The 20,178-nt window shown below is 38.5% G+C and carries 22 protein-coding genes and 1 pseudogene; 17 read left to right on the top strand and 6 right to left on the bottom strand.

Annotated features, from left to right (window positions below; translation table 11 throughout):
* Window positions 1-439: 439 nt before the first annotated feature.
* Window positions 440-1,756, top strand: a complete 1,317-nt coding sequence (locus JOC86_RS20840) for a Na+/H+ antiporter family protein (protein ID WP_205174876.1) — start codon at window positions 440-442, stop codon at window positions 1,754-1,756.
* Between the two features lie 1,391 nt (window positions 1,757-3,147).
* On the opposite strand, the gene JOC86_RS20845 is transcribed toward JOC86_RS20840, so the two are convergent.
* Entirely contained in the window at window positions 3,148-3,363 is a 216-nt protein-coding gene (locus tag JOC86_RS20845; protein WP_205174877.1) for a twin-arginine translocase TatA/TatE family subunit, read from the bottom strand.
* Window positions 3,364-3,387: 24 nt separating this feature from the next.
* Entirely contained in the window at window positions 3,388-5,139 is a 1,752-nt protein-coding gene (locus tag JOC86_RS20850) for an alkaline phosphatase D family protein (RefSeq protein WP_205174878.1), read from the bottom strand.
* 364 nt (window positions 5,140-5,503) lie between these two features.
* Between JOC86_RS20850 and JOC86_RS20855 the strand changes: the two genes are divergently transcribed.
* From JOC86_RS20855 to JOC86_RS20925, 16 genes and pseudogenes are all read left to right on the top strand, one after another.
* A complete protein-coding gene (locus tag JOC86_RS20855; RefSeq protein WP_205174879.1) occupies window positions 5,504-5,857 on the top strand; it encodes a hypothetical protein in 354 nt (117 codons plus the stop codon).
* Window positions 5,858-6,129: 272 nt separating this feature from the next.
* Complete coding sequence (locus JOC86_RS20860; RefSeq protein ID WP_205174990.1) at window positions 6,130-6,996, top strand: YitT family protein; 867 nt, start codon at window positions 6,130-6,132, stop codon at window positions 6,994-6,996.
* 39 nt (window positions 6,997-7,035) lie between these two features.
* Window positions 7,036-7,218, top strand: coding sequence for a twin-arginine translocase TatA/TatE family subunit (locus JOC86_RS20865; protein WP_205174880.1), 183 nt, complete (start codon window positions 7,036-7,038; stop codon window positions 7,216-7,218).
* Between the two features lie 99 nt (window positions 7,219-7,317).
* Window positions 7,318-8,022 (top strand): ABC transporter ATP-binding protein, encoded by a 705-nt coding sequence (locus JOC86_RS20870; protein ID WP_205174881.1) that lies wholly within the window; start codon window positions 7,318-7,320, stop codon window positions 8,020-8,022.
* Entirely contained in the window at window positions 8,012-9,148 is a 1,137-nt protein-coding gene (locus JOC86_RS20875; protein WP_205174882.1) for an ABC transporter permease, read from the top strand. The genes JOC86_RS20870 and JOC86_RS20875 overlap by 11 nt, the downstream gene beginning before the upstream one ends.
* Before the next feature lie 363 nt (window positions 9,149-9,511).
* Window positions 9,512-9,910, top strand: a complete 399-nt coding sequence (locus tag JOC86_RS20880; RefSeq protein ID WP_205174883.1) for a GNAT family N-acetyltransferase — start codon at window positions 9,512-9,514, stop codon at window positions 9,908-9,910.
* A 24-nt stretch (window positions 9,911-9,934) separates the two neighbouring features.
* On the top strand, window positions 9,935-10,552 hold the full coding sequence (locus JOC86_RS20885) for an FMN-binding negative transcriptional regulator (RefSeq protein WP_205174884.1): 618 nt from the start codon (window positions 9,935-9,937) through the stop codon (window positions 10,550-10,552).
* A 29-nt stretch (window positions 10,553-10,581) separates the two neighbouring features.
* Window positions 10,582-11,130, top strand: coding sequence for a GNAT family N-acetyltransferase (locus JOC86_RS20890; protein WP_205174885.1), 549 nt, complete (start codon window positions 10,582-10,584; stop codon window positions 11,128-11,130).
* Between the two features lie 20 nt (window positions 11,131-11,150).
* Window positions 11,151-11,552, top strand: a pseudogene (locus tag JOC86_RS20895) (SDR family NAD(P)-dependent oxidoreductase); the annotation flags it as partial.
* A 152-nt stretch (window positions 11,553-11,704) separates the two neighbouring features.
* On the top strand, window positions 11,705-11,875 hold the full coding sequence (locus JOC86_RS24800) for a MarR family transcriptional regulator (RefSeq protein WP_239587752.1): 171 nt from the start codon (window positions 11,705-11,707) through the stop codon (window positions 11,873-11,875).
* 46 nt (window positions 11,876-11,921) lie between these two features.
* Complete coding sequence (locus JOC86_RS25075; RefSeq protein WP_275583422.1) at window positions 11,922-12,047, top strand: hypothetical protein; 126 nt, start codon at window positions 11,922-11,924, stop codon at window positions 12,045-12,047.
* 284 nt (window positions 12,048-12,331) lie between these two features.
* Window positions 12,332-14,017: a methyl-accepting chemotaxis protein gene (locus JOC86_RS20905; RefSeq protein ID WP_205174886.1), complete on the top strand. Its 1,686-nt coding sequence runs from the start codon at window positions 12,332-12,334 to the stop codon at window positions 14,015-14,017.
* 27 nt (window positions 14,018-14,044) lie between these two features.
* Complete coding sequence (locus JOC86_RS20910; protein ID WP_205174887.1) at window positions 14,045-14,191, top strand: hypothetical protein; 147 nt, start codon at window positions 14,045-14,047, stop codon at window positions 14,189-14,191.
* Window positions 14,192-14,479: 288 nt separating this feature from the next.
* Window positions 14,480-14,992 carry an AAA family ATPase gene (locus JOC86_RS20915; RefSeq protein WP_205174888.1) on the top strand — a complete coding sequence of 171 codons (513 nt, stop codon included), beginning with the start codon at window positions 14,480-14,482 and terminating at the stop codon, window positions 14,990-14,992.
* Between the two features lie 14 nt (window positions 14,993-15,006).
* The gene (locus JOC86_RS20920; RefSeq protein ID WP_205174889.1) at window positions 15,007-15,471 is read left to right on the top strand and encodes an NUDIX hydrolase; all 465 of its coding nucleotides are present in this window, start codon (window positions 15,007-15,009) and stop codon (window positions 15,469-15,471) included.
* A gap of 14 nt (window positions 15,472-15,485) precedes the next feature.
* Window positions 15,486-16,079, top strand: a complete 594-nt coding sequence (locus JOC86_RS20925; RefSeq protein ID WP_205174890.1) for a histidine phosphatase family protein — start codon at window positions 15,486-15,488, stop codon at window positions 16,077-16,079.
* 189 nt (window positions 16,080-16,268) lie between these two features.
* Here the strand turns inward: JOC86_RS20925 and liaG are convergent, their stop codons facing one another.
* From liaG to pxpB, 4 genes are all read right to left on the bottom strand, one after another.
* Window positions 16,269-17,132, bottom strand: coding sequence for a LiaG family protein (gene liaG / locus JOC86_RS20930; RefSeq protein ID WP_205174891.1), 864 nt, complete (start codon window positions 17,130-17,132; stop codon window positions 16,269-16,271).
* A gap of 154 nt (window positions 17,133-17,286) precedes the next feature.
* Window positions 17,287-18,054 carry a LamB/YcsF family protein gene (locus JOC86_RS20935; RefSeq protein WP_205174892.1) on the bottom strand — a complete coding sequence of 256 codons (768 nt, stop codon included), beginning with the start codon at window positions 18,052-18,054 and terminating at the stop codon, window positions 17,287-17,289.
* Window positions 18,055-18,067: 13 nt separating this feature from the next.
* Entirely contained in the window at window positions 18,068-19,069 is a 1,002-nt protein-coding gene (locus JOC86_RS20940; protein ID WP_205174893.1) for a 5-oxoprolinase subunit C family protein, read from the bottom strand.
* Window positions 19,069-19,773 carry a 5-oxoprolinase subunit PxpB gene (pxpB, locus tag JOC86_RS20945; protein WP_205174894.1) on the bottom strand — a complete coding sequence of 235 codons (705 nt, stop codon included), beginning with the start codon at window positions 19,771-19,773 and terminating at the stop codon, window positions 19,069-19,071. Before pxpB ends, JOC86_RS20940 begins: the two co-directional genes overlap by 1 nt.
* Window positions 19,774-20,178: the final 405 nt, after the last annotated feature.

Below are 20,178 nucleotides of genomic sequence, written 5' to 3' on the forward strand. Positions count from 1 at the left end.
TTTCAGAAATGAACATATAATAGTTATGGAAACTTTCTAACTTCAGAAAAATTATAATAGACAATTTTGAAAACTTACTTTACCATTAAAGGTAACCAGTATTCGAAGTAACTTTTTAGTTTATGGAAAATACTTACTGGTTGAGACGATATCAAATTTAAAATTGTTGCCCATAGCTATTAGTCGACAGGGGGCTGTACTAGTGAAATCATCTGGTTTCTCTAGTATGGTCTCCTTTTTTATTTTTACTTTAGTAGAGTAAAGAATGGGTATTGAACATTTTGATTGGCATATCAATGAAAATTAATCTGAAGAGCTAGTGTGATCAAGGGAATAGCTCCATTTGTATTTACGTAAGAAATAGACTGTTTCCTTATAATATAAATTTACTGAATGAAGGACTCTTAGACTTTAAAAAGCAAACAGAAAGGATGATTCAATGTTCAATGCAGTAGTAGTGTCAGTCATTGTTATGGCTGTATTGAGTCTTCTCCGTGTTAATGTGATGTTGGCAATTTTACTTGCAGCGGTTGTTGCGGGTTTGATGGAAGGTTTATCACTGAGCGAAACGATGAATATGCTTATTTCAGGGATGGGGGGGCAAGCGAATACAGCATTAAGTTATGTAATGCTTGGGATTTTTGCGGTTATGATTGGTTATTCAGGAATTACAGGATTTCTTGTGAAAAGACTTGTAAGCGTTTTAAAAGGGAAACGTTCTATTTTACTATTAACCATTGCGGGAGTCGCCTGTTTGTCTCAAAATGTGGTTCCAATCCATATCGCGTTTATCCCGATTCTAATTCCTCCTTTACTTCATTTGTTTGATAAAATGAAAGTCGATCGCAGAGGGGTCGCCATGGCCTTGACGTTTGGACTAAAAACTCCTTATATCATGATACCGGCAGGGTTTGGACTGATTTTTCATGGAATCATCGCAGATGAAATGACCGCTAATGGAATGGAAATATCCATCGGTCAAATTTCAATGGCGATGCTGCTACCAGGAATCGGAATGATTGCGGGGTTGTTATTTGGAGTTTTTGTTACATACCGGAAGGACCGTGAACCAAAAGAAACAATTGAAATGGAAGAGAGTACTGGCTTCGAATCAGCAGCAGCACTAGAGAATTTCAAATTTTCCAAAGAGCATTTGTTTACGTTGATTGCAATTGTTGCTGCACTTGCAACTCAATTAATCTATGATTCTCTCGTCCTTGGTGCGTTGCTAGGAATTATTCTATTGTTTGCATTTCGAGTTGTGCCGTTCTACAAAGGAGATGAAATCGTTAACGATGGAATTAAGATGATGGGGATGATTGCCTTTGTCATGTTAATTGCTTCTGGGTATGCAACCATTTTGAAAGATACAGGTTCAGTTGAAGCATTAGTAGCATCAACCTCAGGGGAACTTGGTGATAATAAACTACTGATAGCGATGGTATTAATAATGGTTGGTTTAGTCATTACAATGGGAATTGGTTCTTCCTTCGCGACGATTCCAATCATTGCCGCTTTATACGTACCGCTTTGTGCAACAGTTGGGTTCTCACCTTTAGCAACAGCCGCCTTAATCGGTACAGCTGCCGCCTTAGGGGATGCAGGTTCTCCAGCATCTGACAGTACATTAGGTCCAACCTCTGGATTAAATGCAGACGGTAAGCATCATCATATTTGGGACACCTGCGTTCCGACATTTTTGCATTACAACACGGGGTTGGTGATTTTTGGAGTGTTGGCTGCACTAGTTTTATAATTAGTTTCTAGATTATTTAAGCGGGAAGAATGAATAGGAGATACTTTAGAAAAAGTGAGGTCTTAATAGAAGCCGCGAAAAAGAGTTGAAGTCGAAATGATGTCATGAAAAGAAGCTATTGGTACCGTAAAAAAGGGTGAAGAGGTCATCATAATCAAAATGACCGCCCGTTTTCCTATGGATGGCAGAAATTTGGTCGTTCATGAGTTTAATGAACGTCCGTTTTCCCATGGATGGCAGGAATTTGGTCGTTCATGAGCTCAATGACCGCCCGTTTTTGCATGGATGGCAGGAATTTGGTCGTTCATGAGCTCGATGAATGCCCATTTTCCCATGAATAGCAGAAGTTTGGTCGTTCATAAACTCGATGAACGCCCATTTTTCCATGGATGGCAGAACTTTGGTCGTTCATGGGCTCGATGAATGCCCATTTTTCCATGGATGGCAGAACTTTGGTCGTTCATGAGCTCAATGAATGCCCATTTTTCCATGGATAGTAGAACTTTGGTCGTTCATGAACTCAATGACCGCCCGTTTTCCCATGGATAGTAGAAATTAGGTCGTTCATGAACTCAATGACCGCCCGTTTTCCCATGGATAGTAGAAATTAGGTCGTTCATGAGCTCAATGAATGCCCATTTTTCCATGGATAGCAGGAATTTGGCCGTTCATGAGCTCGGTGACCGCCCGTTTTCCCATGGATAGTAGAACTTTGGTCGTTCATGAACTCAATGACCGCCCGTTTTCCCATGGATAGTAGAAATTAGGTCGTTCATGAGCTCAATGACCGCCCGTTTTTGCATGGATGGCAGGAATTTGGTCGTTCATGAGCTCGGTGACCGCCCGTTTTCCCATGGATAGTAGAAATTAGGTCGTTCATGAGCTCGGTGACCGCCCGTTTTCCTATGGATAGTAGAACTTTGGTCGTTCATGAACTCAATGACCGCCCGTTTTCCCATGGATAGTAGAAATTAGGTCGTTCATGAGCTCAATGAATGCCCATTTTTCCATGGATAGTAGAAATTAGGTCGTTCATGAGCTCAATGAATGCCCATTTTTCCATGGATAGCAGAAATTAGGTCGTTCATGAACTCGATGAACGCCCATTTTTCCATGGATGGCAGAACTTTGGTCGTTCATGAGCTTGTAGAAAATCGCAAAAGCAAAAGTGACATGCTCAAAGAATTTGAAACAAGGCTTTCATTTAATGTTTCGTCAATTAATGTTTGGGATCTTCCGTATCAATGTGTATAGAAGCAAAAAATAAATGAAGCAAAACGAGGCTGCCCCAAACCTGGATGACAGATCCCACAATAGCCTATATAGAAGTAAATCCTCCATATAGACGAACATTGTGGTCCCGCTCCTTTGTGGACAGCCTCATTATGCCATTAAACTGTTTTATCTTGTTTTTTATCCAGTTTCGTTAAGCCTGATTGTTCTTCTTCTTTTTTCTCACCGGACATTAAGTCACTTGTTGCACTTTTAAACTCGGATAACGTTCTGCCAAAGGCACGGCCGATTTCAGGCAGCTTTGACGGACCAAAAACAATCAAAGCGATGACAAGCACGATAATTAATCCGGGAATTCCGATATTTGAGAGCATTAATTATTCATTCCTTTCAAAAAGTTAGTTCGGGACTTTTTCTCCTTTTTTTATCATTTGCTTTTTATGTGCACGTCCATGTGCTTTATGACGATCTTCTTCCACTTCATTGGATTCGTGTTTACCCATTGGAACGGTTGTTGCCGCTATTTCTTTTAGACCTTCTTGACTTTTTTCATAGACAAAGGAGGCTCTAGTTGAAATATCTGCTCCTGGTTTTGAGACAAATGGAAGGACGCGGTAGTCTGTTCTCCATTGGGTCGGAGTTACTTCACAGCGAACATATCCACGGTAATCATTGAAGAATTTGATATGTTCATTATGTGATAAAATGCGGTCGGTATCGGCACGCTTATCAGCTCCGTTTCCACCGGATGTGATGGAAGTTCCGACAAACTCAGCTCCCAACACTCGTGAATCTGGTTTATCAAAGTCTGCTGTTATATTAGAAGCCCAGCTTGCATGAACATCCCCAGTAAGGACGATGAGATTATTCATGTCTTTACTTTCAGCGAAATCGATAATCCTTTGACGAGCAGGAACATATCCATCCCAGCCATCCATGCTGTATTTTGGATTGGTTGGACTGGATCCATAATTTCGTTGTGCAAAGAAAATTTGTTGGGCTAGTACATTCCACTTCGATTGTGATTGATCAAGATTTCCAAGTAACCACTTTTCTTGATCTGGACCAAGTAGAGTACGAGACGGATCCAATGATTCTGGTGTTTGTGGAGAACTCTTATCACCATTTGCTTGGTCAGAACGGTATTGGCGAGTATCCAGTACAAAGAAGTTCGCTAGGTCACCATAAGAGAAGTCACGATATAACTGCATATCGGCACCGTGTGGTAACGATGATCTACGAAGCGGCATATGCTCGTAATAGGCTTGATAGGCATTAGCACGGCGTTTAACAAATTCCTCCACTGATTGACCTTTTTCAGGAATGATATTGGCATAGTTATTTTCGACTTCGTGGTCATCCCATGTTACAACCCAAGGGAATGCAGCATGAGCCGCTTGCAGATCCCCGTCCGTTCGATATTGTGCATGGCGATTGCGGTAATCCTCTAATGATATAATTTCTGGACCGCTATGGCTTCTAACATTACCAGTACTTGCCACATATTCATTTGGACCGTATTCATATATGTAATCACCAAGATGAAAAACGAGATCAAGATCCTCTTTTGCCATATGTTTGTAAGCAGTATAGTAGCCATGTTCGTATTGTTGACAGGAAGCAAAGGCAAAGCTGAGGCTTGCTACACTTGCACCTTTTGCTGGAAGTGTTTTCGTTTTTCCTACTTGACTAAGTTCATGGCCAGCTTTAAAACGATAGTAATATACTGTATTAGGCAGTAGCTTGTCGACTTCAACATGGACGGAATGAGCAAGTTCAGGCTTTGCAATTTCTGTTCCGCGTTGAACAATATGACGGAAATGTTCATCTTTTGCTAATTCCCATTTCACAGGAATGTTTCGTAAAGGCATTCCTCCACCTTTAAGAGGTTCAGGGGCTAATCTTGTCCATAAAACGATACTGTCAGAAAGCGGATCTCCAGAAGCAACTCCTAGTGAGAAAGGATAATCACTGAATTTTGGAGCGGCGTCGACTTTAAATCCACCCATAGATTGAGCTAAAGCAAGTCCCAGGGAAATACCGGCAATTTTACCTGCACCTTGAAGAAATCCACGTCTATCAAGATTTTTTTTCAAGCTTTCCTCATTTAATTTTTTGATCCATTCATCCATCGGTCTTTCATGTGACATGTTATCTTTCCCCTTTCAAAAATGTATTAAATGAACTGTGTTTATTGTAGGGAATGTTTATTAACGGACTGTGAAGAATTGTTAAGAGAGAAAGGCGAGTCATTTAATGGATAGGGAAATGATAACAGGACTATAGAAGAAGATCGTTACTGATATTTCCAAATTTGCTTTTAAATGTTTCTAACTTCGACAGAATCCATCGTTATGCGCAGTCTTTCTGTCCCTGTTTTTTTTATATTAACTTAAAGAAAACAAAATGTATTACTAGAACACAAGTTGCTGTTACGAACGCTGCTAATAGACAGAAAGTAAAAATAAGTGCTAGTATTACTATAAGGGTTATCATGTGGAAGGAAGGAATCAAGTGAATAAGTTATTTCTCGTGGTGCTTTTTTGTTTTTTGGTGTTGATTCATCCAGGTAAAAAACTAGATCAGTATGCTATTCATTCAAATGAAGAACACTCTATTTCAAGTCCTTCCTACCTTTCTGATGTCGATATGATCCCTGTTTCTATTACCTCTATTTTACAAAAACAAGAAATGACGGGTGCTATTCCACCATCTGTTCATGTATTATCTGTTGAAATTTCTCAACGTTCTGTGAATCTTCTTCCTATAGATTCATTTCCAGATTCCCGTGGGTTTTTGAAAGTGGTTATGTCCCATTCTAATTACCTCTCCAAGCATTCACTTATAAATGTACAGTATATTTACTAAATAGCTTTAAAACAGTATGTTCTTTCAACTTTTTAGCAAGTTTGAGAGTTTATTTGCTGTGTCTTTTTCATTTTGATGTTTATTCTATCGGAATGAAATAAAAATTAATCCTTATCAGTCTTTTTCTCTTGTTTATTTTTTGGTCATAATATATGACAGGGGGCTGAAGGGAAATGCTTTATCAATTGGTGTGGCCTATACAATGATGAAGCTTTGCAAATGAAGGAGGAAGCTTTGTGAGTGAAAATGATCCATTAGAAAATTTGACGAAAATGAAAGTTCAACATAAGAAAATCCCTTTAAAAGAAGTTGTGAAAAGAGCCATTCTTATTACCATTGGGGCCATAATCATGTCGGTCGGTCTTGAGATTTTTCTAGTTCCAAATCAAGTTATTGATGGTGGGATTGTAGGGGTTTCGATTATGCTTTCCCATATATCGGGATTGAAATTAGGACTCTTTATCTTCTTGCTAAATATTCCATTTTTCTTTATTGGCTATAAACAAATTGGAAAAACGTTTGCGTTTTCTACTTTATATGGAATTATCGTTTTATCTATTTCCACCACCTTTTTACATTCGGTGCCTGCCTTTACGCAGGATATTCTTTTAGCATCCCTTTTTGGAGGGATTGTATTAGGGATTGGTGTGGGAATGGTTATACGATACGGTGGTTCTCTAGATGGAACGGAGATATTGGCGATTTTATTTAGTAAAAAGCTTCCCTTTTCAGTAGGGGAAATTATTATGTTTATCAATCTGTTTATTTTAGGAAGTGCCGGATTTGTTTTTAGCTGGGATCGTGCAATGTATTCTTTATTAGCCTATTATGTAGCCTTCAAGGTAATAGATATAACGATTAAAGGATTAGATGAATCGAAATCAGTATGGATTATAAGTGAAAACTACGAACAATTAGGAGATGCCCTGTTGCACCGGTTAGGAAGAGGTGTAACGTACTTAAACGGTGAGGGAGCTTTTTCTGGAGATAACAAAAAAGTGATTTTTTGTGTCATCACTCGTTTGGAAGAGGCAAAGCTGAAGGATATTGTTTCTGAACATGATTCATCGGCCTTCCTAGCGATCGCGGATATTGCTGAAGTAAAAGGCGGTCGTTTTAAAAAGAAAGATATTCATTAATGATCATATGATAAATTCCCTTAGGAAAAGGTGACAGATATGAATTTAGGATTTGGTGAAATCGTTATTATTATATTTGCTGCTCTATTATTTTTCGGTCCAAGTAAACTTCCTGAGTTCGGAAAATCGCTGGGAGTTACTTTACGAGAGTTTAAGAAAGCCACCCAGGGATTAGTCGATGATGGCGCTGATCAGGATAGGGAAAAGAAAAAAGTGGAGTAAGAAGCTTCTCATGAAGATATTTTTTAAGTGATAAAATTGAAACCTTTTCTCCTAATGATTCGTATGAAATATGGAAATATCAGTCATTAGGAGGAAAAAATGTTTCTAACCCTTGATATAAAAGAAGCTGGATATTCCATTGATGAACCTGTTTTAAAAGATATTCAATTTTCTGTGGGACCAGGGGAGCTTGTTGGGTTAATTGGCCCGAATGGAGCGGGGAAAAGTACGACGATTAAGTCGATATTAGGAGTAGTAAATCAAGTTAGAGGAGATATTCAAGTTAATGAGTATGCCTACATACCAGAAAGACCGATTTTCTATGACGGGTTAACATTATGGGAACATATAGATTTTCTTTTATCTACTTTACAAACAGATGAAGACAGCTTTACTCAAAGGGCAAAGAGGCTTTTGGACCTTTTCCAATTATCTCGTGTTACCCACGATTTTCCCGAGAGCTTCTCTAAAGGGATGCAACAGAAAGTCATGCTTATCCTTGCATTGTTAAAGAAGCCTGATCTCCATATTATTGATGAGCCATTTATGGGGCTTGATCCAAGAGCTATTAAAGATTTATTGCAAATGATAGACAATGAAAAAGAACGTGGTGCGGGAATCTTAATGTCGACACATGCCCTTGATACAGCTGAGAAAATCTGTGATCGTTTCCTACTTATTTCAAAGGGACGCCTGGTTGCTCAAGGGACACTCGGTGATCTTCGTAGAGAAAGTGGCTTAAACCAAGGTTCACTTCTAGACTGTTTTGATGTCTTAACGATGGGTGAACCAAATGTCAGGTAAACAATTATTTAAAAAAAGATTGGTTAAGGAATGGAAATCGCAATGGAAAGTGATCCGCTCTGTATTGGATTGGACGATTGCCGTTTATTTAGCCATCCCGGCTATTATTGCTGCGGTGGTTATTTATACATCAGCTTGGAAGAACGATCATCTGTATTGGAGTGAAGGGATCCCTTTTTTTGTATTATTATTGATCATCTTATTTCTATTGTTATTAGGGAATTTTCGAACCTATCTTGAGGAAGCGGATTTAATTTTCCTGTTGCAGCGGAAGCAGCTCCTTTATCAATTAAAGCTGTATGGTTTTCTGTATTCTGCCTTTCAAGCAATCATCGGAGTAGTTTTTCTTTTTATCGCGATTTTACCTATACTGATCACCATTTATAAGTTTTCAATAGTGGCAACCGTGATGCTGTTTATCGCAGTATGTGCTTTTCACTTCCTTTGCTTAACTTTGAAGAAAATCATACGTCGCAGGCTCTATAAATGGCTCGTTTTCCCTTTATGTTTTATCCTCACTTTCCTATTGATCTTGTTTGCAAATCCTATAGCTTATGGGATTGTCAGTATTATAGGAATTTCCTATCTAATCTACTATCAAATCACTCAATTAACGAAACAGAATCACTGGTTTTTAAAGGAAATCGAGATTGAGGGTGAGGAAAGAAGAAGGTATACGGAGTTGATTTTAAACCTATCAATGGAAGTGGAAAAAGATACGACTAAACAAAGAAGGAAACCAATTCTTTTTCGCCATTCGGGAAGGATTTTTCGAAAGCGAAATAATGAAAATGGATTGTTAGAGCTGTACCTAAAAGCTTTCTTAAGGAAAAAGAGCTATGTCTTCACATACTACCAGCTCCTTGCCGTTACATGTACCGCCATCATTCTCTTACCACTTTGGATAAAATGGATTGTTTTTATTTGCTTTATCTTTTTCGTCCGTTCTTGGCTCCATAGTCTTTATATAAAAATGATAAAAAGTCCATTTTTTTCAATTGTTCCTGTAAAGAAAGAGTTATCCGATTCCGTCTGGTTGCGTTTCAAAAAGGTACTAACCATTCCTGCTGTCATATTCATTGGTAGTGTGACTGTACTAACTTCGATTTTCAGCTTGATTTACTAGGTATTTTTTTATAGAGCTACTCTTTGGGTAGCTTTTTTTCAATGGATTAAGATCCAGGTACGATAAACTATAAAAAGATGAACCGAAGTGTCCGAACGGAAGTGAAAAATCGAAAATGATGCTCTCAAAGGGATCGAATGAGGAAGTGAAAATCTGCAAAATCGAAAATGACACATTCAAAGAAGTCGGATGAGGTCATGAAAATCCAATAAATAAGGCAATTGGAGATATCTCTCGTTGCTTCTTAGTCCGGCTTCTTAATTCTGACACCGAGCACACAATGCGTTACTGAAACTGTGCATTTATTTTGAGCAGGATACTGCTAAGGGGTTGTCTAATATTACTACTGGGAGAGTGTTTAAATTGAAAATTAGGTATACGGATTTGATTCCTAGTCAGGAGGATCTTTTTAAACTGTATGATGATGAGGGATGGAACGATTTTTTGAAATTGCCAAAAGAAGCTTTACACCGGGCCATGATCCAAAGCTGGTATGTTGTTAGTGCGTATGATCAAAATCAAATCATTGGTACGGGACGGATTATTTCGGATGGAGTTATCAATGCTTATCTCTGTGGAGTCGTAGTTCACCCAAGCTATCGAAACCAAGGAATCGGGAGCGAAATTGTCCGACAGTTAGTGGTGAAAAGTCATGAAGCGAATTTACATATTCAATTATTTAGCGAAGAAAAAAATGCGCCTTATTACGAAAAGCTTGGCTTTGAACGATTTGCTTTGGGGATGAAAGCGAAATGGTCATGATTCTTAATGAAGGGGGAAAATGAATTGTATATTCCAAAGCATTTTAAAAATGAAGAGGAAGCATCGATAGTTAAGTTTATTGAAGATCATAGTTTTGCTACGTTGTTTTCCCAACATAATGGTTCTCCTTATGCTACCCACCTTCCGCTCATTCTTACTAAAGAGGACAGGGTTTTAACGGGTCACTTTGCCCGTCCTAACCTACAGTGGAAGGACATTGAAGGTCAGGAGGTACTTGCTGTCTTTCATGGACCACACAGTTATATCTCCCCGTCTTGGTATGAAACGAATAAAGCTGTTCCTACCTGGAATTATGAAGCCGTTCATGTTTATGGAACGATTGAAATAATCGAAAATGATGATGAAGAGCTATTGCTTTCTATGATCGAAATGGTACAAAAATACGAAGATCAAAATAGCAGCTATAAAATCAATGAGATTGAAAAAGAGTTTTTGGAAGGTATGAAGAAGGGAGTTGTAGGGTTTAAATTCAAAATAAACAAAATCGAAGGAAAAAGAAAGTTAAGTCAAAATCATTCTGAACATCGGCAAAGAAGAGTGATTGAACACCTTGAACAAATTTCAAGTGACAATGCCCGCCAGATCGCTTCTCTGATGAGGAGAAATTTAGAAGATAAATAGACAAAGTGAATATTCAGGAGGAGAAAGGTATGATGATAAGAGAAATGAATAACGATATAACCCTTAGGTCGTTTACTGTTGACGATTCTGAAGAGCTATTTCAATTGACAGATCGATCAAGAGAGTACCTTGGCAAATGGCTACCATGGATTGATTATACCAAAGAAGTGAACGATACAAAAGAGTGGATACAAGCCTCTTTGAAGGGGGTTGTGGAGACAGGGGGATATATAAAAACAGCGGCCATTATCTATAAAGGGTCTATTGCAGGGACCATTGGCTTCAACATCATAGATCAAACGAACAAGAGTGGAGTCATTGGCTACTGGATAGGAGAAGACTTTCAGGGAAAAGGGATTATGACCCAAGCGTGTAAAGCTTTAATAGATTATGGCTTCCGAGAGCTGGATCTTAATCGGGTTGAGATTAATGTTGCAACCGGAAATCTCAAAAGCAAAGCCATTCCTGAAAGATTAGGTATGACCCTTGAAGGGACAAAACGTCAAGTAGAAAAGATTGGCGGCAAATTCCACGATCATTTTGTGTATAGTATTTTAGCTGATGAGTGGCAGAAGTAATAGATTTTCCAGAAAAGGTTGGGCCATTTGCTGGAATGAAACACGTTGCTCCTTATATGGCAGTACAAAAGAAAGGGTCAATCATCAACATTTCTTCTTATACGGCTCAAATCGGTCAAGGTTTTAATCATTATTCAGCATCTAAAGGTGCTGTACGGGCAATATCTAGAGCGGCCGCAACAACTTTTGGCCATCAAGGAGTACGTGTAAACGCACTGTTCCCTGGAATTATCGAAACGCCTATGACTAAATCATTAGAAACATCAAAAGAGCTTCTCGGACGATTAGTTCAAGCAACACCCCTTCAACGATTGGGTCAACCCGAAGATATTGCAAATGCGGCGTTATTCTTAGCATCTGACGAATCCTCATTTATCACTGGTGCAGAATTAGTCACTGACGGCGGTTTTTCTGCTCAATAAAATAGTATATACACAGTAAGAGCCCCTAACTACTAAGGGGCTTTTCCTATTATAGAAAGCAGGGATGTAAGCCTATGAAAGAAAAAACCATCTTTGGACTCATTCATTCCATGGACCAGGTTACGAACCATTTAATTATTCAATAGAATAAAATGTTCAAAGAAAGCCTCGTTATCTCCCATATACTTGTACTTAGTCATCTAAAGGACAACGGAAAAAGCCGTCCATCTGATATTGCGAGAGCTTTGGGATTGACTCCTCCGACTTTAACTCATTTATCAGAAAAACTCGTACAGAAAAAGTTAGCCACCCGTAGACGATGACGATCGTAGAATTATTTATTTAGCTATTACGGACACAGGAATCGATTTGATCAAGAAAGCAAATGAAGAAGGAAAAACACTACGTAAAAATTTGTTTGAAAAGCTAACAGAAGAAGAACGTCAGCAACTCTTATTTATTTACGAAAAGTTAAATGATTCCATTAGGAATTAAATTTTATTTTTAATCATAATAAGCTAAAGAGCCTTTCCGACGAGAAAGGCTCTTTACTTTTTGACACCTCTCAACCTTATAACTCCATTGGTTATTTTTATAAATATTTATTTTGATCCACATGTAGAAAAAGTTCTTTATTGAAATCCAACTAAAAAAATCTATAACTAGTGCCGATATTAAAGGGTGTTCATCATTAAGAGGGGGATGGATAAAGACTTGTCTGAGTCATTTATTTAGCCCATTCAAGCAACTAAAGATTATTAGAAATTGGGGGCAGCAAAGTGAAGATAAGAACAAAATTAATGGCGATAATTTCAATTCTAGTTTTAGCCATTGTCATCCTGGGATTCTTCTCGGTTACGATCATTGGAAGAACGATCGATCAGAATAATAGGTTAAAAGATAAAATGGAACTTCAAAAAGAAGTAAAGCATATTCAATATCGGATAGCGGGTCTATCCAATGATGAGCGAGCCTTTATCATCAAGGGTGATAAAGGGTTTGCTGAAGGAATGCGAGAGAAAGCAGACGATGTAGCACAAAGCGTTGAGAATATGAAAGATTTGACCCGTGAAAAGAAATATAGGAAAGACATTGTTTTATTAGAGGAAAGTTTTAATCGTTTCTGGGATATGAATCAGGAAGTTCTATCATTATATAACCATAATCCTGAAGACGCGAAGACCTTACATTTTAGTGAAGAAAGAACACTTAGAAAAGAAGTGTTAGACCCGGCGGTGAATCAGTTGGTCGACCGTCTTGATTCAGATGTGGCAGAACTAAAGAAAAATAATGAAGCTACCGCTAAATGGAGTAAAACTACTCTATTAGTGATTACGATAATTTCATCTATTATCGGAATTACTCTAAGTATTCTGCTTTTAAGGTCGATTCTAATTCCACTAAGAATCATAAACCAACAGTTAGAAGACATAGCTCACGGTGAGGCAGATTTAACTAAAAGGGTACAGGTGAAAGGGAAGAATGAGTTTGGACAATTAGCCAATTCCTTCAATTCTTTTGTAAAGTCTTTAAGTGAAATTATTAAACATATCGGCAGCTCTTCTTCTCAGGTAGCCGCTTCCTCAGAAGAGCTTTCAGCAAGTGCGGAACAATCAAAAGCTACCTCTAAACAAGTATCAGAATCGATGCAAACGATTACGAATCATAATAGCCGCCAAAATGAAATGACAGAAAATAGCTTAGAATTAATGAATAATAGTCTTGAAAACTTGAAAATGGTCGCTTCTAACACGAATAATGTTGCCGAGCTCTCAAATACAATGAAGGAACAGGCCGAAACAGGAGCAAGCTCTGTTCAAAAAGTTCTTGAACAAATGCAGTTTATCCATCAATCAGTAGACCAAGCTCGCAACGGTGTTCACTCTTTAGTAACAAGTGCAACGGAAATCAGTGATATCTCTTCATTCATTACTGATATTTCATCCCAAACCAATCTACTTGCACTAAACGCGGCGATTGAAGCAGCTAGAGCTGGAGAAAATGGAAAAGGATTTGCAGTGGTTGCGGAAGAAGTAAGAAAACTAGCCGATCAAACCAATCATTCTGCCGTTCATATTCAATCGTTAGTCTCTACCATTCAAAATGAGTCCACTGATACCGTTTCAAATATTCATTTAGTTCAAGAAAATGTCTCATCAGGTATTACTCTTTCTCAAGATACAGTAACAAAATTCAGAGACATTCTCCGATCTATTGAACAGGTCACTTCACAAATTCAAGAAGTAGCAGCGACGACACTTCAAATTACATCTGGATACGAGGTTGTTCAAAGGTCTATGAAAGAAATAGCAATGGGATCGAAAGAAACGTCTGCAAGTACAGAGAATATTGCTGCCGCTACAGAAGAGCAGCTAGCTTCTATGGAAGAAGTCTCAAATGCAGCAATTTCTTTATCCCATTTAGCGGACGAATTACAGTCCATGGTTTCTCGTTTTAAAGCTTAATTTTTGATCCTCTGCTGCATGTTTGGAATGGATCTAATTAGTAAAAGAGGTGTTCTACATGCCCTTAATTTATTTAGAAGGAGCAAGTGCCGTAGAAAAACGACCACAGCCAATGAAATTGTAAAAGCAACGGAGGCATACGTCATTCCAGAGGTGAATCATCATCTTCCTTGACTTAAAGGGGAAAATGCACAACTTTTTGATTTTATGCTTCAGTATGATTTGTAAACGCACGAGAATCAGATTTTATGCACAACTTTTAGAAAAAAACACACGAGATTCCAAATTTATGCACATGTTAATTTGTTGGTGGTTACTAATAAAAAGCATGGAATATCTTCTATCTATGATGGTTCCAGTTCCCTTTTGAGACAGCCCTTTTGTTTATTCGTAAAATCAAAGAAGGAAAATTAAGAGCTAATAAAGAAAAGGATAAGGATAGACTTTAAAGTGGTGATTTCATTGGAAAGTAGAAGGCCAAAGAAGATTCATATTATTGGTTCAGTAGGTAGCGGGAAGACAACTTTAGCACGGAATTTATCAGTAGAACTGAATATTCCCTATTATGAACTAGATAATGTTGTTTGGAGAAGGTCTAGTAACGGGGATATAAGAAGATCTCATGAAGAAAGGGATCGGCAGCTTGACTCCATTGTTCGCACTGATGAGTGGATTATAGAAGGAGTACACCATACATGGGTGTCACAAGGCTTTGAACAAGCTGAAATGATTCTATTTTTAGATACAAGTTACTCCAAAAGGCAATATCGAATTACTAAAAGATTTATTTTTCAAAAACTCGGATTGGAACTGGCAAACTATCAGCCTACATTGTCCATGTTTAAAAAAATGTTTGTCTGGAATCAATATTTCGAAAGAGAAAGTAAGCCACAAATCTTACATATTTTAAAAGAGTACGAACATAAGACGATTATTTTACAAGACAATATAGAAATTAAAAAGTATATTGGTTAGAGAGGAATGTTCATTTGGGATACATTGAAGATTTAAGGAAACTAGTAGGACATCGCCCATTAATATTTGCGGGAGCCGTAGCCGTTCTTGTGGATCCAGCAGGGAAAATCTTATTACAACAGCGTAAGCACCCACGAGGTACATGGGGAATTCCAGGTGGCTTGATGGAGTTAGCTGAATCTACTGAAGATGTAGCGAAACGGGAAGTATTCGAAGAAACAGGGTTAATCATTGATGATTTAACGTTAATCAATGTTTATTCAGGGCCTGAACACTTTATAAAAGCAGCAAATGGGGATGAATTCTATGTTGTCACGACCGCTTATTATACAAAGAAATATGATGGGGAAATAAAAGTAGATCCAATAGAATCGATTAAATTTGAGTTTTTTTCTCCAAACGAACTTCCTGAGAATATGGTTAAAAGCCATAAGGACATTTTGAATGAATTCTTAGAGAAGCACTATACCATTGAATAGAAAGGGGATAAACGATGACGACGATTTGTTTGGTAAGGCATGGGGAAACGGATTGGAATGTCTTGGGGAAGCTGCAAGGTGGAACAGATATCCCCTTAAATTCAAGAGGGATTCAACAGGCTGAGGAATGTCGTGAATTTTTCAAGGACAGTCATTTTGATGTACTAATTGCAAGCCCCCTAAAACGGGCAAAACTTACTGCAGAAATCATTAATAAAGATCTGAATCTTCCACTCATTGAAATGAAAGACTTTGTAGAAAAACATTTTGGGGATGCAGAAGGGCTTAGCGTAGAAGATAGGACCGCTAAATTCCCAAGTAGAGAGTATCCTAATGAAGAGGACTGGAGTTCCTTTCAGAAACGTGTCATGGAAGGCGTTCATAAAGTTAATCAAAAGTATCCCGATCAAAAAGTCCTGCTTGTAGCCCATGGGGGAGTCATAAATGCGATTCTAGCTACAATTTCAAATGGGAAAATTGGTTCAGGGAAAACGAGATTAATCAATGCATGTATAAGCAATATTCATTTTCATGAAGAAAAGTGGAATGTAACGGAATATAACCAGGTTTCGCATCTTTCTGATTATATGGTAAAAGGAAAGGTTTAAAGGGAAGAGAAGCAACATCCACGTAATTTGTCCGAGTTATGAAGTTTTTTGTCCATAAATCCCTATAATTTGTCCGTCGCTCCACTTTATTTGTCCAAAACCACTATTATATTGACCGTTCGACAAAATACAACAAAATTCACAATCAAAAGGTTGACCCCAACATGGTGGTCAACCTTTCTGTTCGTGTTAGTGAATATCAATATTTCCACTAGAAACTTTTAAGTTGATCGGATGTGTTCCCTTTCCGTGCTTTCCGCTGATATCCTTCTTGTTTACCTTATGATTGGTTAAAGGGAATTCACTAGAAATGTCCCCGCTGCTGACCTTGCCATTTAAAGTGAAGTCGGCATTGTCGGGAAGGTCGAGGTCAACGCTTCCTGAACTTATCTTAATATTGACAGAATCGTTAAGCTCATCCATTTGGGCGTTTAACCTGCCAGAAGAAAGGTCAGCATCAAGTGGGCCTACATATCCACTTAAATCGATTTTTCCTGAGCTAATATCGAAGGAACCCTTATCCGTTTTGAGTGAGTGAATACTGATTCTCCCCGATGAGCCTTCATGATCAAACTCTTTTGTAACGAAATTCTCCAGTTCTACATTTCCAGAGCTCATTTCCAATGAAAGGGTTGAAAGTGTCATAGGCTTTTCTTCTGAGTGTCCTTCAAAGACGAAATTTCCGGAACCGACTTTAATATCCATGTCACGGTCGTAATTTTCTGGAAGATAAATGGTGAGTTTGTTCTTCTTATCAAAGAAGGATAACCAATCAAACCATTTTCGATCTACTTTTAATTCGATTGTGTCGTTCGTTTGGGAAATGGTTAATTTTCCTTTCCCATGTAATTCCGCCTCTAAGCGATTGTTATTAGTGGGAATGACAGTTGTGCTGCTACTGTCTACATCAATTTCAATGGATTCAATATCCTTGCTTACTTTGATTCCTTTAGTTTGATCATCAGAGCCGAAAAACGGAAGTTTATCTCCATAATTCACGAATACTAACGCGAATGCCACAATGAGTAATAAAATAACAAATAAATTCTTCAAAACTATACCTTCTTTCTTCATTCGTTTTCGATATCCTCATCATATGACATTGGACTTCATTCAACAATGAACTCTGGATTTATTTTCAAGTAAGACCTGAGGCTTATGAGCTTCTAAGAAGAAATAATCTATTCTATCTGGAGGGAGCGTGCCTTTATAAAAAATCACTAATTTTTTTGGTTGAAATGCCAGCGTTTTTTAGTGCTTGAGAGATGTGCCTCGCAAACTCTAGTGCACGTTTGCCGTCGCCGTGAATACATATCGTATCAGCTTGAATTCTTACTTCCGTATTTTGGAGGCTCGTGACTTTCCCTTCTTTAACCATACGGATGACCTGATTTATGGCAGATTCATGATTCTCAATGAGTGAGTCGGGAAGTCGACGGGAGGTTAATGTCCCATCTTGTTGATAAGTGCGATCGGAAAATACTTCATGGGCTGACCGCAGTCCTATTTTTTTTCCTGCTTTAACTAGCTCACTTCCGGCAAGTCCGTAAAGAATTAATTCTGGATCGACTTTGTAAACCGCTTCAGCGATGGCTTCAGAGAGACGTGTGCTTTTGGCGGCCATATTGAAAAGGGCACCATGCGGCTTCACATGCTGAAGCTTTCCACCTTCTGATTTGACAAAAGCAAAGAGAGCCCCGATTTGATAGGTCACTAAATCATGTGCTTCACGAGGGGAAATATCTATATTTCTTCGACCGAAGCCAACTAAATCCTGAAGTCCAGGATGAACTCCGATTCCGACGTTTTTTTCTAAAGCAAGTTGAACGGTCTGTCTCATTGTGGAAGGGTCACCAGCATGAAATCCACAGGCGATATTCGCAGACGTTACATAATGAAGAATCTCGTTATCATTTCCTATCCTGTAAGCACCAAAGCTTTCTCCCATGTCACAATTTAAGTCGACTGTGTACATTTTGATATGCCTCCTAACGTAGTTTTAAAGCAATTCCTTGTTTAAGCTGCTGTAAATTCCATTCTTGTTTTAAATAAAGCTTTTGTGCTTCTTCCACTGTAATTTCTTTAAATGCTACCCTGTCACCCGGCTTTAATTGTGCAACATATGGTAAATCGGCGGTTGCGACTTGGGCAATTTTCGGATAACCGCCTATTGTTTGCCGGTCTGCCAGAAGGATAATCGGATTCCCGTTTGAAGGAACTTGAATGGTTCCGAAACTTACTGCTTCTGAAATCATATCCTCTTCATGCTGTAGTTTGAGTCTCGGTCCTTCAAGGCGATAGCCCATACGGTCAGATTGGGCTGTTATGTTAAAGGGCTCATTGAAAAAGTTGTCCAAGCTATCCTTTGAAAATAAGTGATATTGCCTCCCTGGTGTTACCCTAATATAAGCTTTCTTATGATGGGTCGGAATCAATTCAGAGGCAACGGTCCATTCCATTTCAGTGAAAGGGGAATTTATAAGATTTGGAGTAAGCGATTGAATCATATTTTTTGAAAGAGATCCAATTTGTCCAGGTTTCAGCTCGTCATCAGGCTTGAGGGCTCGTCCTTTGAAACCACCAATTTCTGCCCGGAGATAGGTTGATTTACTATTCATAATAGAGGAAACGTTGAGACCACCTGCAATCGCAATATAGGCTCTACACCCATCTTGGCATTGACCGATACGAAGTTCACTGCCTTTTTTAATAAGGACAGGGCGCCATAGTGGCAATGATTGTCCATCAATCGTCGCATTCATTGTTGCTCCGCAGATGGAGATCAGTGTCGTTTCAGTAAATTCAATTACAGGTCCAAGTAGGGTGAATTCAATGGTAGGATGAATTTCCTCGTTTCCTACTAGTAGATTGGAGATGCGATGTGCTAATGAATCCATTGCGCCACTGACGATAACACCATGCTTCTGAAAACCGTATCTTCCTAAATCCTGTACAGTTGACAGGAGGCCTGGTTTTTTGATTTTTAACATTATGTAGCCTCCATTTCCATATATTCTTCCAGTGTAATCGGTTTGAACTTAATTTGATCTCCCGCCATTAACAAACTAGGATTCTCCTCATAGGGGCGAAATAATTTTAATGGTGTTTTTCCGATAAGCTGCCATCCTCCAGGTGTTTCAATTGGATAAACCCCAGTTTGATTGCCGGCAATACCGACAGAGCCTTCAGGAATTTTCAACCTGGGGGTAGCTTTCCTTGGTGTTGCGATTCTCTTATTCATCCCGCCAATATAAGGAAACCCAGGGGCAAACCCAATCATATAGACCAAATATTCACCATTAGCATGAAGGGTCATGACTTCCTCCGTGGTTAACCTGTTATACTTAGCCACTTCCTCTAGGTCTGGCCCAAACTCCCCGCCATAGCAAACAGGAATTTCTACTATTCTAGGTTTACTTTGTTTTATAGAAGGAATGTTAGATAATAATATTTTAATCTTTTCACAGATGATGGAATAAGGAAACGTGCTCTTGCTGTGTAATGGAATTTTCATTAGGTTATAAAAAAGAGTAACCGTTGTAAAAGCGGGGATATACTCTATCATCCATTCCGGAGGGTGTTCATCTAATAATGTCGCTACCGTTTGAACGGATTGGTGGGTTACTTCATTGATCTCATTTCCGAAATCAATAATAATTGCCTGATCCCCTAGTGGGTGGAGTTGATAGTTCATGAGTAGACCTCCTGGTTTTTGGTAGTGATATAGCTAGGTGCATAAATTTCGAAAGCAGGCTATAAAATTAACTCATAAAAGGTAGATTCGCGCTCATAAGAGTGCTAGTAGGCTCCAAAAAACTAGTTAAGCGAGTATCTTCCGGAAGTCGGCTCATAAAGAGGACCGATAAACTCATAAAAAATGATTCGCATAAATAAAAAAGCTAATTAAGCCCAAAAACCCTGACTAGGGGTATGGTATACCTTCCAAAAGTAGGCTCATAAAAAGGACAAGCTACCACATATAAGGTAGATTATCGCGCATAAAAGAGCTAGTTAGGCTCAAAAAGACTTGCTAAGCGTATAACTTCTGAAAATCGGCTCTTAAAAAAGGCAAATTAACTCATTAAAAGGATAGATCCAC

The organism is Rossellomorea pakistanensis (genome assembly GCF_016908495.1).
GTDB classification, from domain to species: Bacteria; Bacillota; Bacilli; order Bacillales; family Bacillaceae_B; genus Rossellomorea; species Rossellomorea pakistanensis.